Origin of the sequence: Achromobacter sp. UBA5777 (assembly GCF_002418565.1) — a bacterium.
Lineage (GTDB): Bacteria > Pseudomonadota > Gammaproteobacteria > Burkholderiales > Burkholderiaceae_B > Achromobacter > Achromobacter animicus.
Map to the genome: position 1 here is coordinate 1 of NZ_DIEJ01000176.1, position 15,446 is coordinate 15,446.

Consider the following 15,446-nt stretch of genomic DNA (forward strand, 5'->3'; position numbering starts at 1 on the left):
GGCCAGCGGCCATGGCGGCGGCGCCAGCCGCCCCGGCCGCCCCACCGCTGCGGCAGGAACCGGCCGCGCTGACACAGGATGGCGATCCGCCCCTGCTCCTGATCCGGGGGCAGCTCGATGCGATCACGCATGAAACGCGGCATGTACACAAAGGCCCGACCTACGGCCACTATCGTTTTTCCGTTCAGGGCCGGCAGTTCCTGATGACGGTCGATGAATCGCTGGGAAGCTGGCAGCCGTTCCTGGCGCATGACGATTTCGTCGAGATGGCCGTCAATGCCCAGCCGGCGCCGGACGAGCCGCATGCGGTCTACGCTTTGCGCAATCTTGAGGACGGGCGCACCTATATGTGTCATCTGCGATTCCGCGCCTTTCCCGGCAGGGACACGCCGGTCGGCGTCGGCATGAACCAGCGCGCGCCGTTGCTCAAGGCCATCGGCGGGTTGATGCTTGCGGTCTGGCTGTTCCTCATGGGCCTGACCTGGTTCATGGACGCCGAGGCTTTCCAGGGCGATTTGCCGGAACTCTCGTTGTTCATTCTTGGGATGTTCCTGCTGGTATGGCTGTGCTTTGCACTCCCGCTTTTATGGCTGGACATGCGGTGGCGCATGGGCAGGCCGACGCGGCGCCAGCGCATCACCGAACGCATCTACGCGCTGCTCGATCTGGGCACGCCGTTCGCGCCCATGCAACGCATCGAAGAGGTGTGAACCGACCGGCGTATCCTTGGCAGACGCCTGACTGCCGCTGGAGATCCGCATGACCACCCCCGCCCCGCGCCCCATCGCCGCCACCATCGCCGCCGTCGTGCGCGACGGCCACGTGCTGCTGGTGCGCCGCGCCAACCCGCCCGATCAGGACCGCTGGGCGTTCCCGGGCGGCAAGATCGACGCGGGCGAGCAGCTGGCTGACGCGGCCGCGCGCGAATTGCTGGAAGAGACCGGTGTGACTGCCGAGCCGCTGCATGTCTTCGACGCCGTCGACGTATTCGACCGCGAAGACACCGGCGTACTACGCCGCCACTTCATCCTGATTGCGGTGCTGTGCCGCTGGGTGTCCGGCGAACCGGTGGCGGGCGACGATGCGCGCGACGCGCGCTGGGTGTCCCTGGCCGATCTGGATGCTCACGCGCTGGCCACGAGCTTCGGCGTGGCGGAACTGGCGCACAAGGCCGCGGAGCTGATGGCGGCGCGGTAGACGTCTGACGCCCTACACCGCACGCGCCTTGATCCACAGAAACATCGGAATCCGCGACCACTGCGCAAGCTGCGCGTTGCCAGCCGTGTCGGGCTTCGGTTCGCGCAACGACACAATGGCCAGCCCCGCCGCCTCCAGCGCCGCCATGTAGTCCTGCAGCGGCATCGACCAGCCCGCAAAGTGCATGCTCAGGCCGTTGCGCGACTCCACGCCGTCGAAGCGTTCGCGGCCGTAATAGGCACCGTCCACCACGAACGGCGCATCGGGCGATGCGTCTGCAAACCTTCCGCGGTCGCGAAACGGGTGCACCAGCGACATGAACAGCGTGCCGCCCGGCGCGAGCACCCGCCGGGCTTCGCGCAGCGCGGCCGGCACGTCGTCCACGTCCATCAGCACGTTGTAGGCAATCACCAGCTCGAACGCGCCGTCGGCGAATGGCAGCTGGGCGGCAGGCGCCACCGCATAGTCATCGGCGGACTGCGCCGCGCGTGCAGCATCGGCCATCGCCGCCACCGCATCGGTGGCGGTGACGCGATACCCCAACGCGCGCGCTTCGCGGCTGATGCGCCCTTCCCCGCAGCCGATCTCCAACGCACGACGGCCGTCGCCTGCGCCCAGATAATCCACGAAGCCGTCGCGGTACGCCCAGAAGGCGTCGTGCCCTGGCGTGCCCGCCCACGCAATCCACTGATCCGCCACCGCCGCCCAATGCGCGTGGTCGGGGGTCTGCTCTGCCATGTCTCCTCCCTTGCGGCCGGCCCTGCGCCGGCGCCGGCCTACTATACCCATCCTCGGCGCCTGTCCGCGACGGTGTCAGACACCCCAATAAGTTAAGGTGTAGCCCCACACCCCCTGTCTCTTCATTCCTGGAGTACCGAATGACCGGATTGTTCATCGTGGTGGCGGCGCTGGCGTTTCTGATGCTGGCGGCGTATCGAGGTTATAGCGTCATCCTGTGCGCGCCCATCGCAGCCATGGGCGCGGTGCTTCTGACAGACGCGTCAGCGCTGGCGCCCGTGTTCTCGGGCATTTTCATGGAGCGCATGGCGGGCTTCGCCAAGCTCTATTTCCCCGTGTTCCTCTTGGGCGCCGTGTTCGGCAAGCTCATCGAACTGTCGGGCTTTTCGCGCGCCATCGTGCAGGCGGTGCTGCGTCTGATCGGCGCCGAGCGCGCCATCGTGGCCATCGTGCTGGTGTGTGCGGTGCTGACGTACGGCGGCGTATCGCTGTTTGTCGTAGTGTTCGCGGTCTACCCGTTTGCCGCCGAGATGTTCCGCCAGGGCGGCATTCCCAAGCGCCTGATGCCGGGCGCGATTGCGCTCGGCGCCTTCACCTTCACCATGACGGCGCTGCCCGGCACGCCGCAGATCCAGAACATCATCCCCACCACGTTCTTCGAGACCACGACCTGGGCCGCGCCCTGGCTCGGTCTCATCGGCGCTGCGTTCACGCTGACCGCCGGCATCGCCTACCTGGAATGGCGACGAAAGCGCGCCGCCGCGGCTGGCGAGACCTACGGCACGGACCTGCGCAACGAGCCCGCTGCGCCCACCGGCGAACGCAATCATCATCCGCTGATCGCGCTGCTGCCGCTGGTGGTGGTGGGGGTCATGAACTTTCTGCTGACGCGCTGGATCCCGGGCTGGTATCCGGCCGGTTCCGAAGTCGACCTGCCCGGCCTGGCCAAGCCCCTGCCCGTCAACGCCGAGGAGCAGGTGGCGCTGTGGGCCGTGATGGGCGCGCTGATCGCGGGCATCGTCACCATCCTGCTGTTCTCGTTCCGCGCCATCAAGTCGCATTTTGCCGAAGGCAGCAAGAGCGCCGTGTCGGGCGCGCTGCTGGCGTCGATGAACACCGCAGCCGAATACGGGTTTGGCGGCGTCATTGCCGCGCTGCCGGGATTTCTGCTGGTCGCGCAGGCCTTGAAAGCCATTCCCGATCCGCTGGTGGGCGAAGCGGTCGCGGTGACGACGCTGGCCGGCATCACGGGCTCGGCCTCGGGCGGCATGAGCATCGCGCTAGCCGCGATGTCCCAGACCTTCATCGACGGCGCGCTGGCAGCGGGCATCCCCATGGAAGTGCTGCACCGGGTCGCCGCAATGGCGAGCGGCGGCATGGACACGCTGCCGCACAACGGCGCGGTCATCACGCTGCTGGCGGTCACGGGTCTCACGCACCGCCAATCCTACGGCGACATCTTCGCCATCACGCTGATATCGACGCTGTCGGTATTCCTGGTGATCGGCGTCTTCTACCTGACCGGCATCGTCTGATCGAAGGCGGCGGCGAACACGCCCGCCAGCCACTGCGTGAACACCCGCACCCGCGCCGGCACCTGCCGGTTCTGCGGCGTCAGCACGGAAACCGGCATGGGCGCGGGCGGCGCGTGGGGCAGCACGATCTTCAGGTGCCCCGCCGCCAGTTCACGCTCGACGCGGTAGCGCGGCACCTGCACCAGCCCCAGACCGGCCAGCGCCGCACTGGTATAGAGTTCGGCCCCGCTCACGCTGACGACGGCACGCGGGCGCATCTGCACGATGCGCCCGTCCACCATGAAATCCAGCGGCACGGCGCGGCCCGTCACGCTGGACACGTAATCTACGGCGATGTGCCGTTCCAGCGCCTGCACGCAGTCCGGCACGCCGTGGCGCGACAGATAGGCCGGGCTGGCGACCGTCACCTGCGGCATCTGGGCGATCACTCGTCCGACCAGCGTGGAGTCCTGCGGGACGCCCGCGCGCAGCACGCAGTCGACGCCTTCGCGCACCAGGTCCACCAGCCGGTCGTCCTCGCCTAGATGCAGGGCGATGTCTGGATAGCGCTGCAGAAATTCCGGCAGGCCGGGCATCACGAAGAACCGGGCAAGCGTGCCCTGCGCGTTCACCCGCAACAGCCCCTTGGGCGCGGTATCCAGGAAAGCGCCGTCGGCCTCTTCCAGATCGGCCAACAAGCGCACGCACCGCTGGTAATGAGCCTCGCCGTCATGCGTCAGCCGGACCTGCCGCGTGGTGCGGTCAAGCAGCCGTGCGCCTAATCGGGCCTCCATGCGCTTGATCAGGTTGGTGACCGTGGCGCGCGGAATGCGCAGGTCGTCCGACGCCTTGGTGAAACTGCCTCGTTCGGCGATGCGCACGAATACCTGCATTTCCTGGAAACGATCCATGCCCCTGCCCCGCCTATTGTTAAAGCAAATGAAATTATCTTAGCAAAGCAGGCGTAATTATCTTTGGATCGGAATAGTCGATCATACGTCTCACCAACCCATCCAAGGAGCAAACCATGAATGACCAAGCTTCCCAGCGCGTTGCCCTCGTCACTGGCGGATCGCGCGGCATCGGCGCCGCCATCGTGCGCCGTCTCGCGGAAGACGGCTTTGCCGTCGCCATCAATTACGCCTCGAGCGCGGCAGAAGCCGACGCCCTGGCCGGCGAAGTCCGCCAGGGCGGCGGACGCGCCTTGGCCGTGCGCGCCGATGTTGCCAAGCCCGATGACGTGCGCGCGATGTTCGACGCCGTCCAGGCCGAATTCGGCCGGATCGACGTGCTGGTCAACAGCGCGGGCGTGCTGCAGGTGCAGCCGCTGGCGGACACCAGCGACGACCTGTACGACCGGACGTTCGACATCAACACCCGCGGCACCTTCAACACGCTGCGCGAAGCTGCCGCACGTCTGGCCGACGGCGGCAGCATCGTCAACGTGTCCAGCACCACCGTCGCGCTCAACCTGCCCGGCTATTCGGTCTACATCGCCAGCAAGGCCGCCGTCGAAAGCCTGACGCAGGTCTTCGCCAAGGAACTGCGCGGACGCCAGATCAGGGTGAACGCCGTCGCCCCGGGCCCTGTCGCCACCGAGCTGTTCTTCAAGGGCAAGAGTCCCGAACTGATCGAGCACTATGCCAAGATGCCGCCGCTGGAACGCCTGGGCCAACCGGATGACATCGCGGGCATCGTCTCGTTCCTGGCAGGATCCGACAGCGGATGGGTAAACGGGCAGATCGTGCGCGCCAATGGCGGCGTGGCCTGAGCGCCCGCCTACTTCGGCATCGCGTAGCCCTGCGCCCGCAGGAACTCTGCCACCACCGGCTGCCACTTCTGCGGCGAGCGCGGAAACAGCAGATGGCCGTTGTTGCCATCGGGTCCCATCGGCACAAAAGTCGCGTGACCGCCCGCCGTGTTGTAGGCGTCCACCCAGCGCTTGGGCCAGTCGGGCCCCCAGAAGAGATCGTTCTCCGAATAGATCCAAAGCGTGGGCAGGCGCGTCGTCTGCCCATAAGACGCAAACGTCTGCTGCAGCCGGTCTGGCCCGCACGGGTTGCCCGGAGACTTCGCGTCCCCGCCCGCGCCGCCAGAAAAATTGATGGCCGTCCTGACCCCGGGCGGATTCTGCGCAGCCAGCGCGATGACGGTGCCGCCGCCGATCGACTGTCCAACCAGCACGACGTTGGAAGCGTCCACGTCGGGGCGCTGCTGGAGCGCCTTCACGACCTGTCCGATCTGGCTTGCGGCCCGATTGAACATCGGTGTGAACTGGCGATCGCCGCAAGGACCGCTGTCCTCCAGATCGGGGCCGGCCGTTTCTCCATAGCCCAGCCGCAGCGGCACCGCCACGACGAAGCCGGCATCAGTGAAGTACCTGACCGCCTGCGGATACTGGGTGCGGCTCATCTTGGCCCGTTCCTCGGCGGTTGCGCCCCGACCGTGGTTGATGATCAGGAGGGGGTGTTTGCCCGGCGCTGCGGGCGCATACACGGTCACGACCAGCGCTCCCACAACAACGCCGGTGTCCGTCTGCACCGAGACGGGCACCCGTTCCACGGTTTCCTTGCTATTGCGGCCGGGTGTGGAAGACGCGCAGGCCGCGACCAGTCCGGCCAGGCAAACGAGCGAGATGCGTTCAAGAACGTTCATGTTGCTCCCCCTTCGGGTTAGGCCACGGTTGAGGTGCGAGCCACAGTACGCCCACCAAATCGCCTCCGCCAGTCGCACGCGCAGGGGTGCACACGCACGGCTTTCGGCGCGGCCCGGCGTTGGCGCGATGGCCCACCCTCATCCCTACGCATGAACGCGGTCACGTGGACAGACGCGCATGCCGCGGCTTGGAATGCCGCATATTTGCTGACGTCCTCATCCGAATTACCCATGCGCGCCTCGCCCGATGGGCCGAGGCGATTTCGGCGGTTTTCAAATTTTCAGTTCGCGCGCTCCGGACTTTGATTTACGGAAAAGTCTGGCCAGTTGGACGAGGTTTGCATGAGACGGAGTCCGTAAGCCGTGGTTTAGCCTGACCCGGCAGTACTCCGACTCACCTTGATCGATTGGACGAAAGCAATGAATCAACTCATTCATCCGGACTGCCACCCCTTTACCGCCGCAGGCAATCTGAAGCAGATCTCCGCGTATTACGAGGAAGGTCGCCGTGTCATGTGGATGATGCTGCGCGCGCAACCGCGCCCGTGCTTTAACCATGAACTCATCGACGAGATCATGACCCTGGCGCGTGCCGCCAAGGACTCCGGCCTGCCCATCGACTTCTGGGTCACGGGCTCGCTGGTGCCGCAGATCTACAACGTCGGCGGCGACCTGAACTTTTTTGCCGAGGCCATCCGCACCGGCAAGCGCGAGGCGCTGCGGGCCTATGCCCGTGCATGCGTCGATTGCGTGCACGCCGCCACGCGCGGTTTCGACACCGGCGCCATCTCGCTGGCCATGATCGAAGGCACCGCGCTGGGCGGCGGCTTCGAGGCCGCGCTGGCCCACCACTTCGTGCTCGCGCAAAACAATGCGCGCATGGGCTTCCCTGAAATGGCGTTCAATCTCTTCCCCGGCATGGGCGGCTATTCGCTGGTCGCCCGCCGCTCGGGCATGAAGCTGGCCGAGGAGCTGATCAGCACCGGCGAATCGCACACGGCCGAGTGGTACCACGGCCGCGGCCTGGTGGACGTGCTGTTCGAGCCGGGCGAGGCCTTCAAGGCCACGCGCACCTTCATCGACGTGATGCGGCCCAAGCTCAATGGCATGCGCGCCATGCTGCGCGCGCGCCAGCGCGTGCTGGCTCTGCCGCGCGCCGAGCTGATGGACATTACCGAGGATTGGGTCGAAGCCGCCTTCTCCATCGATCCGAAGGACCGCGCCTACATGGAGCGGCTGGTGATGGCGCAGAACCGCCGCACGGCGAGCAATTCGGAGGCCACCGAAGTGGCCACCATGCACTGATCCGGCGGCGCGCCGCCGGTTGCGTCATGCAATGAGATGCAGCCGGCGGCGCTGCGCCAGCCAGGCGGTGAGCTCCGCCGCGGGCATGGGCTTGGCGTACAGGTAGCCCTGCTTGGCGTCCACGCCCAGGGTGTCCAGGAAGACGGTTTCTTCCTGGGTTTCCACGCCCTCGGCAATGACCTGGAGTTCGAGCGTGCGCGCCACGGCAACGATGGCGCGCGCGAGCGCCTGCGACACCGGATTCTCGTTGACGCCACGCACAAAGCTGGCGTCAAGCTTGATCGCGTCCAGCGGAATCCGCGCCAGTTGCGACAGTGACGAATAACCCGTGCCGAAATCGTCCAGGTGCACACGCGCCCCCAGTTGCCGGAACTGCTTGATGAGTTCGATGGCGGCGTCTTCATCGTCGATCAGGCAGCTTTCCGTGAGCTCGATGTCGACCAGGCAGGGGTTGAGATTTGCGTCGTTGATGGCGCGCATGAATTCGCTGACGACGCCCTTGTCGTCCAGCTGGCGGGCCGACATGTTGATGGCGATGCGAAGGTTCAGGCCCTCGCGCTTCCAGGCCGCCGCCTGCCGGGCCGCTTCGCGCATCACCCAGACACCCAGCGGCGAGATGAGGCCCGACTCCTCGGCGTAAGGGATGAAAGTGTCGGGACCCACCATGCCGCGTTCCGGCGAACGCCAGCGCACCAGCGCTTCCACGCCGTCGACCTCGCCCGTGCGGCCGACCAGCTTGGGCTGGTAGTACAGCATCAGGTGGTTCTCGGCCAGCGCCTTGCGAAGGTTCGTATCCAGCCACACATAGTCCGCGTTGCGGCGGTCCATGTCGGGCTGGAACACGCGATACGTATGGCGGCCCGCTTCCTTGGCCACGTACATGGCGATATCCGCGCTGCGCACCACGCTGTCCAGGTCGGCGCCGTGATCGGGGTACATTGCGATGCCGATGGAGCAACTGGTGTAGACCTCGATGAGGCCCTGGCGGAACGGTTCGCGCAGCCGCTCGATGATGCGCTGCGCGGTGGCCTCCAGTTGCCAGGCCTGCGCCTCTTCCTGCAGGACGATGAACTCGTCGCCGCCCAGGCGGGCCAGCGTCTGGCCATCGGACAGGCAGTTCGAGATGGCGACCGACACCGCTTTCAGCAGCCGGTCGCCGAAGCCGTGGCCGTAGTGATCGTTGATGCGCTTGAAGTTGTCCAGGTCCAGGAACAACACGCCGCCTCGCCCTTCGCGGCCCGCCGCCAGCGCCGCCTTCAGGCGCGACGTGATTGCGTGGCGGTTGGGCAGGTTGGTCAGCATGTCGGTGTTGGCCAGCACCCGCAGGCGCTCCTGCGCCTGGCGCTCTTCGGTGATGTCGGTGCCCGAGCAGATCAGGTAGACCCGCTTCTCGCCGCTGCCGCTGGTGACGAACTTGTTGCGGAACAGGAAAAGGCGCGGCCCCTTGACCGTGTTGATCGTGCGCTCGACCTCGTACGACTGGCCACGCTTGTAGAACTCGGCGATATTGCGGCGCGAGGCAATGGCCTCCTCGCGCGTCATGAACATGTCGAAGACGCTGCGGCCCACGATGTCCTGTTCGCGCTTGCCGGTGTATTCCTCGCTGAGCTTGTTGAAGCGCTGCACGCGGCCGTTCTGGTCGACGATCACGATGACCGAATTGGCTTCGGACACTACCGTTTCGGCGAACGACAGACCTTCGACGAGGTCCTTGGCGACGGATTCGGTATCGGTGTGGGCCGATGCGGTGCCGGCCCATTCGTTGGGATTGATCTTGCGGCCAACCAGATGCAGGTGCAGCAGATCGCCATACAGCATGATGTCGATCCGCACGCTGGACGTGATGCCCGTCAGGCCGCGCACGGCCTCGGCCTGATCCGGGCGCAAGCCCATGGCGATATTGGTTGCGCCCTTGACTGCGGCGAGTTCAATCGCATCGCTATCGGCGGACAACCGCCAATATGGGCTATGCGTACCGAAATGCGTGTGCAGGATCGACTTTTCGTCCTGGTTCTCAGTCATTGGTATCCCCCCGCCGTCCTAAGGCCCGCGGAACACATTACGGGCTACTGAATTTGGGGTCAACCACCTTGTCGGGCCCCAAAACCGCTTTATTTCGGTTTATTGCATAGCCGTTCGCAGCGCCAGTGCAATTCTCTGAAATACAGCGTCTTTCCCAGCGCAGCGCACAACGCGGCGGAAGCGATTATTTCGCTTCCTTTCAGAAGTCGCAAAAATGAGAACGCCGGAAATCCGTGGCGAATTTCCGGCGTGGGGAGCAATGAGGCGCGGCGCGCCGTCAGAAGCGGCTTACTCGCCCTTCACGCCGGCCTCGTCGATCACCTTGGTCCAGCGCGCGACTTCAGCGGACACGCGCGCGCTGGCGTCAGCAGGCGATGTCCACGTCGCGATCGCGCCCTGGTTCAAGAGCGACGCCTTGACCTCAGGCTTGGCCAGAATCTTCTTGAGCTCGGCATTCAGGCGGTCGATGACCGGCGCAGGCGTATTGGCCGGCGCGACGATGCCGAACATCGAGCTGACCTCGAAGTCCTTCAGGCCGGCTTCGGCGGCGGTGGGCACGTCGGGCAGCGCATCGACGCGTTGCGGCGAGGTCACCGCCAGCGCGCGCAGCTTGCCCGCCTTGATGTTGCCCTGCGCGGCAGGCACCGTCTCGATCATGCTGAGCACCTGGCCGCCCATCAGGTCGGTCATGGCCGGGCCGCTGCCCTTGTAGGGCACGTGCAGGATATCGGCGCCCGCGGTGCGCTTGAACATTTCGCCGGCCAGATGCTGGGGCGAGCCATTGCCGGCGGACGCCATGGTCATGTAGCCAGGCTTGGATTTGGCCAGCGCGATGAACTCGGGCAGCGTCTTGGCCGGCACCGACGGGTTCACGACGAACACCAGGGGCACCGTGCCCACGATGGCGACCGGCGCGAAGCTCTTTTCCACGTCGTAGGTGACGCGGCCGCGATAGAGCGCGGCATTGATGGAGTGGCTGGTCAGCGCGCCCATGAGCAGCGTGTAGCCGTCGGGCTGCGCCTTGGCCACCTGGTCCGCGCCGATGTTGCCGGCTGCGCCCGCGCGGTTTTCCACCACCACGGTCTGGCCCAGCGCGCCCGTCAGTTCCTGCGCGAGGACGCGGCCGATCACGTCGGTGGCGCCGCCGGGCGGGTAAGGCACGATCATGCGGATCGGCTTGTCGGGATAGGCGTCGGCCGAGAACGCCGGGGCAGAAACACCGGCGCACAGGGCCAGCAGGGAAAACAGCACGGCGCGGCGTGGCCGCAGACGCAGGTCTGACATGTGGTCTCTCCAGCCGGGATGGGTATAGGAATGAACGGACGCCCGGTTCGTCAACGGCGCCAGTGTAGGGGTCAGCCCTTGATTGAAGAATCGGTATTTTTCTATCGACTGATCTTCAGAACAGATCAATGGAACTCCCGGCATAAACCGCTTGCAGGGCCGCCAACGGGCTGGATATGATGTCGCCGCAGGATTATCAATAATATTATCGGGACTGAAAATGACGGACGACACCAAGGGCGGCAAGCCCGGCAAGGGCCCTTTTGACAGCGACAGCGCCACCGCGCGCGGCGTCGCCCGCGGGCTGACCAACTACGGCGACATCGGCTTTTCGCTGTTCCTGCGCAAAGCCTTCATCAAGGGCGCCGGCCTGTCGGACGATGCCCTGGCGCGTCCCATCATCGGTATCGTCAACACCGGCAGCAGCTACAACCCCTGCCACGGCAACGCGCCGCAGCTCATCGAGGCCGTCAAGCGCGGCGTCATGCTGGCCGGCGGCCTGCCCATGGACTTCCCCACCATCTCGGTGCACGAGAGCTTCTCGCAACCCACCAGCATGTACCTGCGCAACCTCATGTCCATGGACACCGAGGAAATGATCCGCGCGCAGCCCATGGACGCCGTCGTGCTGATCGGCGGCTGCGACAAGACCGTGCCCGCGCAGCTGATGGGCGCCGCCTCGGCCGGCGTGCCTGCCATCCAGCTGGTCACCGGCTCGATGCTGACCGGCTCGCACCGCGGCGAACGCGTGGGCGCCTGCACCGACTGCCGCCGCTACTGGGGCCGCTACCGCGCCGAAGAGATCGACGCCGTCGAGATCGCCGACGTGAACAACCAGTTGGTTGCCAGTGTCGGCACCTGTTCCGTCATGGGCACGGCCAGCACCATGGCCTGCATCACCGAGGCGCTGGGCATGATGGTGTCGGGCGGCGCGTCCGCCCCGGCCGTCACTGCCGACCGCGTCCGCGTGGCCGAACACACCGGCGCCACCGCCGTCGCCATGGCGGCCTCGCGCCTGACCCCGGACCGCATCCTGAACGGCAAGTCCATCGAAAACGCGCTGCGCGTGCTGCTCGCCATCGGCGGGGCGACCAACGGCATCGTCCACCTGACCGCCATCGCGGGCCGCCTGGGCATCGACATCGACCTGGCCGGCCTGGACCGCATCAGCCGCGAGACGCCCGTGCTGGTCGACCTGAAGCCGTCGGGCCAGCACTATATGGAAGACTTCCACGATGCGGGCGGCATGCCGGCGCTGCTGCGCGAGCTGCGTCCGTTCCTGCATCTGGACGTCCTCACCGTGTCCGGCCGCACGCTTGGCGAAGAACTGGACGACGCCCCGCCGCCCTTCAAGCAGGACGTCATCCGCACGGCCGCCGCCCCCATCTATCCGGTGGGCGGCCTGGCCGTGCTGCGCGGCAACCTCGCGCCCGGCGGCGCCATCATCAAGCAATCGGCCGCCAACCCCAAGCTGATGGAGCACGAAGGCCGCGCCGTCGTGTTCGAGGACGCCGAAGACATGGCGCGTCGCATCGACGACGACGCGCTGGACGTAACCGCCGACGACATCCTGGTGCTCAAGCGCATCGGCCCCACCGGCGCGCCCGGCATGCCCGAAGCCGGCTACATGCCCATTCCCAAGAAACTGGCGCGCGCGGGCGTCAAGGACATGGTCCGGATCTCGGACGGCCGCATGAGCGGCACCGCGGCCGGCACCATCGTGCTGCACGTCACGCCTGAATCCGCCATCGGCGGTCCGCTGGCCTATGTGCAGAACGGTGACCGCATCCGCCTGTCGGTGGCCCGGCGCGAGATCGCGCTGCTCGTCGATGACGCCGAGCTGGCGCGCCGCACCGCCGCCAATCCCATCACGCGCCCCACCGCCGACCGCGGCTACCGCAAGCTGTTCCTGCAGTCCGTGACGCAGGCCGATCAGGGCGTCGACTTCGACTTCCTGCGCGCCGGTGTCACGAACGACACGGTCCCCAAGAAGTAACCCCGCCCTTTTGCCATGAACGCCATCACGCCCGCCGCCTTGCAGGAACCCGCCCCCGACGCCGTCCAGGCAGCGGTGGCCACGCTGGAAGAAGACATCGTCTTCGGCCGGCTGCATCCGCGCGAACGCCTGACCGAGGACGAGCTGATGGCGCGCTTCGGCATGAAACGGCACGCGGTGCGCCAGGTGCTGGTCGACCTGGAACTGCTGGGCGTGGTCGAGAAAAAGCGCAACATCGGCGCGGTGGTGCGCGCGTTTTCCGTGCGCGAGGTGATGGAGCTGTATGCCTTGCGTGAAGTCCTGGAAGTGCACGCCGCCCGCCAGATGCCGCTGCCCGTGTCCGAGGCGCGGCTGACCGCGCTGGTGACGGTGCAGCGCGAACACGATGCCGCCGTCGCCGCGGGTGACGCCCGCCGCGTGTTCCGCAGCAACCAGCGCTTTCATCGGGAATTCGTGGGGCTCCTGGACAACGCGGTGCTGGGACAGGCCATCGAGGAATACGCGCGTCGCACCCACCCGATCCGCTTCGGCTCGCTGGTGACGGCCGGGCACCGCGAACGCGCGCGCCAGGAACACTGGACGATGATCCAGGCGCTGCGCGACGGAGACCGCGACGCGCTGATGGCGGTGTGCCGTGATCACCTGATTCCGTCGCGTGATGCCTATCTGGCGTCGCAACAGGCGTATGCGCAGACGCAGGGCGCCTATCTGGCGCCTTCCGCGCCGGTCTGACCGTTCGCGCTTAGCGGCTCTCCGTCCGAACGCTCACATCCAACCGCCCCGGCTCGCCACTTACGTCTGACGTTTCCGGGCAACGCCCGACCATGCGCGCTCGGCAACAATTTGACAAGCCGTGCCTGGAATCGGTAATAATAACAATTACTATTTCCAGAAATTCGCATGTGCAGTTGTCCCGCCTCCCACTGCGAGGCGCCGGCGGCTAGACCAAAAGGTTGGATCTTGAGTACGCCGGGATGCGCCTTCCCCTCCTCCATCGCAACACTCTATAGCGATCATCACTCCTGGCTCAGGGGCTGGTTGCGACGCCGCCTGGGCAACGCAGATCAGGCCGAAGACCTGGCGCACGACACCTTCATCCGCCTCCTGAGCAGCGAACGCATTCCCGCCACGCTCACGGAACCGCGCGCGTTTCTGACCACCGTGGCGCAGCATCTGGTGTCCAACCACTGGCGCCGCGAGAAGCTGGAGCGCGCGTACCTGGACGCGCTGGCCCAGGCGCCGCAAGCCGTGCACTGGTCGCCCGAAGACCGCGCCATCGTGCTCGAAACCTTGCTGGAGCTGGACCGCCTGCTGGACGGCCTGCCCGCCCTCGTGCGGCAGGCCTTTTTGTTGTCGCAGCTTGAAGGTCACACCCACGCCCAAGTGGCCGACGCGTTGGGCATCTCGATCCCCACCGTCAAGCGCTACCTCGTCAAGGCCTTGCAGCGCTGCTGCTTTGCCGATCTTTCCTTCACGGGATGAGCCGGCGCATGTCCGCCTCGTCCTGGTACGGAAACACGCGCGACGCCGCCACCCTGCCGCCCGCCGTCGCGCAGCGCGCGCTGGAATGGCTGGTGGAACTGCAAGACGAACCCGTCGCGCCGGAAACGGTGCGCGAATGGGCCTCCTGGCGCGCTGCGCACCCGGACCACGAGCGCGCGTGGCTGCGCATTGAATCCGTGCAAGGCACACTGCGGCCGCTGGCCGGCCCCGCCAACGCGGCCATCGCGAAGGCAGCGCTGGCCGCACCTGCTTCCGCCCAGCGCCGCCGCGCCTTGAAAACCATGAGCGCGCTGGCCATCGCGAGCGGCGCGGCGTGGGGCGTGGGGCAGATCACGCCGTGGCGCACCTGGACGTCGGACCATCGCACCGCCATCGGCGAACGCCGCACCGTCACGCTGCCGGACGGCACCCGCCTGGTATTGAACACGGACAGCGCCATCAACGTGCGCTACACCACCGACCGCCGGCGCGTGATGCTCATCGCGGGCGAGATCCTGATCGCGACCGCCCACGAATCGGGCACGCTGAACCGGCCGTTCTGCGTTGAAACCGCCCACGGCACCGCGCGCGCGCTCGGCACCGAATACGCCGTGCGGCTGCTGGATGGATCGACGGAAGTCAGCGTTTTCCAGGGCGCGGTCCAGATCCGCCCGCGCGACGATGCCGAGCACGGCTTGACGTTGCAGGCGGGATTGCGCGCCAACTACTCCGCGCGGGGCATCGCGCAGCCCGCCACCGCCGAGGAAAACCAGATCGCCTGGAAGGACGGCTTCATCGTGGCCCGCGGCATGCGCCTGGCCGACTTCGTCGCCGAGCTGGGCCGCTATAGCCGCGACACGATCAGCTGTGACCCCGCCGTCTCGGACCTGCGGCTGTCCGGCTCGTTTCCTGTCAGCAACGTGGACAAGGTGCTGGCCGCGCTCAGCGCCACGCTGGATATCCGCGTCGAAACCGAGACTCGGCTCTGGCGCGGACGCCGGCTGCACCTCGTCGCCGGCCCCGGCCCGGCACGTTCCGCACCGCCGTTACAAAATAGTTGATCCGTTTTGCGATCTGGCGGGTCAAGGCAGGTGAGCACACTGCAACCTCACCTCTCTGAAAGGCCAGTTCATGAATCACGTCCGGGCGCCCAAGCGCCAGTCCTCCCGTTTCCTGCGACGCGCGGCCACGGCGCGCCTGGCGGGCCGCATCGCCACCGCCACGCTGCTCGCGGCGCCCGCGCTGGCCATCCC

Annotated in this window: 13 protein-coding genes and 1 pseudogene; 9 read left to right on the forward strand and 5 right to left on the reverse strand. The window is 66.7% G+C overall.

The annotated features are described in order from the left end of the window. Positions 1–710 (forward strand): annotated as a pseudogene (locus B3446_RS13685) (hypothetical protein); the annotation flags it as partial. 49 nt (positions 711–759) lie between these two features. Then, entirely contained in the window at positions 760–1,197 is a 438-nt protein-coding gene (locus B3446_RS13690) for an NUDIX hydrolase (protein ID WP_291381823.1), read from the forward strand. Between the two features lie 12 nt (positions 1,198–1,209). On the opposite strand, the gene B3446_RS13695 is transcribed toward B3446_RS13690, so the two are convergent. Further along, on the reverse strand, positions 1,210–1,935 hold the full coding sequence (locus B3446_RS13695; protein ID WP_291381825.1) for a class I SAM-dependent methyltransferase: 726 nt from the start codon (positions 1,933–1,935) through the stop codon (positions 1,210–1,212). A 140-nt stretch (positions 1,936–2,075) separates the two neighbouring features. Here B3446_RS13695 and B3446_RS13700 point away from each other — a divergent pair, with 140 nt between their 5' ends. Next, positions 2,076–3,470, forward strand: coding sequence for a GntP family permease (locus tag B3446_RS13700; protein WP_175124139.1), 1,395 nt, complete (start codon positions 2,076–2,078; stop codon positions 3,468–3,470). On the opposite strand, the gene B3446_RS13705 is transcribed toward B3446_RS13700, so the two are convergent. Further along, entirely contained in the window at positions 3,449–4,360 is a 912-nt protein-coding gene (locus tag B3446_RS13705; protein ID WP_291381828.1) for a LysR family transcriptional regulator, read from the reverse strand. The genes B3446_RS13700 and B3446_RS13705 overlap by 22 nt on opposite strands. Before the next feature lie 116 nt (positions 4,361–4,476). Between B3446_RS13705 and B3446_RS13710 the strand changes: the two genes are divergently transcribed. After that, complete coding sequence (locus tag B3446_RS13710; protein WP_291381830.1) at positions 4,477–5,220, forward strand: SDR family oxidoreductase; 744 nt, start codon at positions 4,477–4,479, stop codon at positions 5,218–5,220. A gap of 8 nt (positions 5,221–5,228) precedes the next feature. Here the strand turns inward: B3446_RS13710 and B3446_RS13715 are convergent, their stop codons facing one another. After that, positions 5,229–6,104, reverse strand: a complete 876-nt coding sequence (locus B3446_RS13715) for a dienelactone hydrolase family protein (protein WP_291381832.1) — start codon at positions 6,102–6,104, stop codon at positions 5,229–5,231. Positions 6,105–6,524: 420 nt separating this feature from the next. Here B3446_RS13715 and B3446_RS13720 point away from each other — a divergent pair, with 420 nt between their 5' ends. After that, on the forward strand, positions 6,525–7,409 hold the full coding sequence (locus tag B3446_RS13720) for a crotonase/enoyl-CoA hydratase family protein (RefSeq protein WP_175124135.1): 885 nt from the start codon (positions 6,525–6,527) through the stop codon (positions 7,407–7,409). 24 nt (positions 7,410–7,433) lie between these two features. Here B3446_RS13720 and pdeR read toward each other — a convergent pair whose 3' ends face one another. Together pdeR and B3446_RS13730 are read right to left on the reverse strand one after the other, a co-directional pair. Beyond that, a complete protein-coding gene (gene pdeR, locus B3446_RS13725; RefSeq protein ID WP_191577327.1) occupies positions 7,434–9,431 on the reverse strand; it encodes a cyclic di-GMP phosphodiesterase in 1,998 nt (665 codons plus the stop codon). Between the two features lie 288 nt (positions 9,432–9,719). Next, complete coding sequence (locus tag B3446_RS13730) at positions 9,720–10,715, reverse strand: Bug family tripartite tricarboxylate transporter substrate binding protein (protein WP_175124133.1); 996 nt, start codon at positions 10,713–10,715, stop codon at positions 9,720–9,722. 220 nt (positions 10,716–10,935) lie between these two features. On the opposite strand from B3446_RS13730, the gene B3446_RS13735 reads away from it, so the two are divergent. The 4 genes from B3446_RS13735 to B3446_RS13750 all read left to right on the forward strand — a co-directional run bounded on the left by B3446_RS13735 (position 10,936) and on the right by B3446_RS13750 (position 15,254). Beyond that, complete coding sequence (locus tag B3446_RS13735; RefSeq protein ID WP_291381836.1) at positions 10,936–12,711, forward strand: IlvD/Edd family dehydratase; 1,776 nt, start codon at positions 10,936–10,938, stop codon at positions 12,709–12,711. 15 nt (positions 12,712–12,726) lie between these two features. Continuing rightward, a complete protein-coding gene (locus B3446_RS13740) occupies positions 12,727–13,443 on the forward strand; it encodes a GntR family transcriptional regulator (protein WP_291381838.1) in 717 nt (238 codons plus the stop codon). Between the two features lie 228 nt (positions 13,444–13,671). After that, a complete protein-coding gene (locus tag B3446_RS13745) occupies positions 13,672–14,193 on the forward strand; it encodes a sigma-70 family RNA polymerase sigma factor (protein ID WP_291381840.1) in 522 nt (173 codons plus the stop codon). Positions 14,194–14,201: 8 nt separating this feature from the next. After that, positions 14,202–15,254, forward strand: coding sequence for a FecR family protein (locus B3446_RS13750; RefSeq protein ID WP_291381842.1), 1,053 nt, complete (start codon positions 14,202–14,204; stop codon positions 15,252–15,254). The last annotated feature ends 192 nt before the right edge of the window (positions 15,255–15,446 follow it).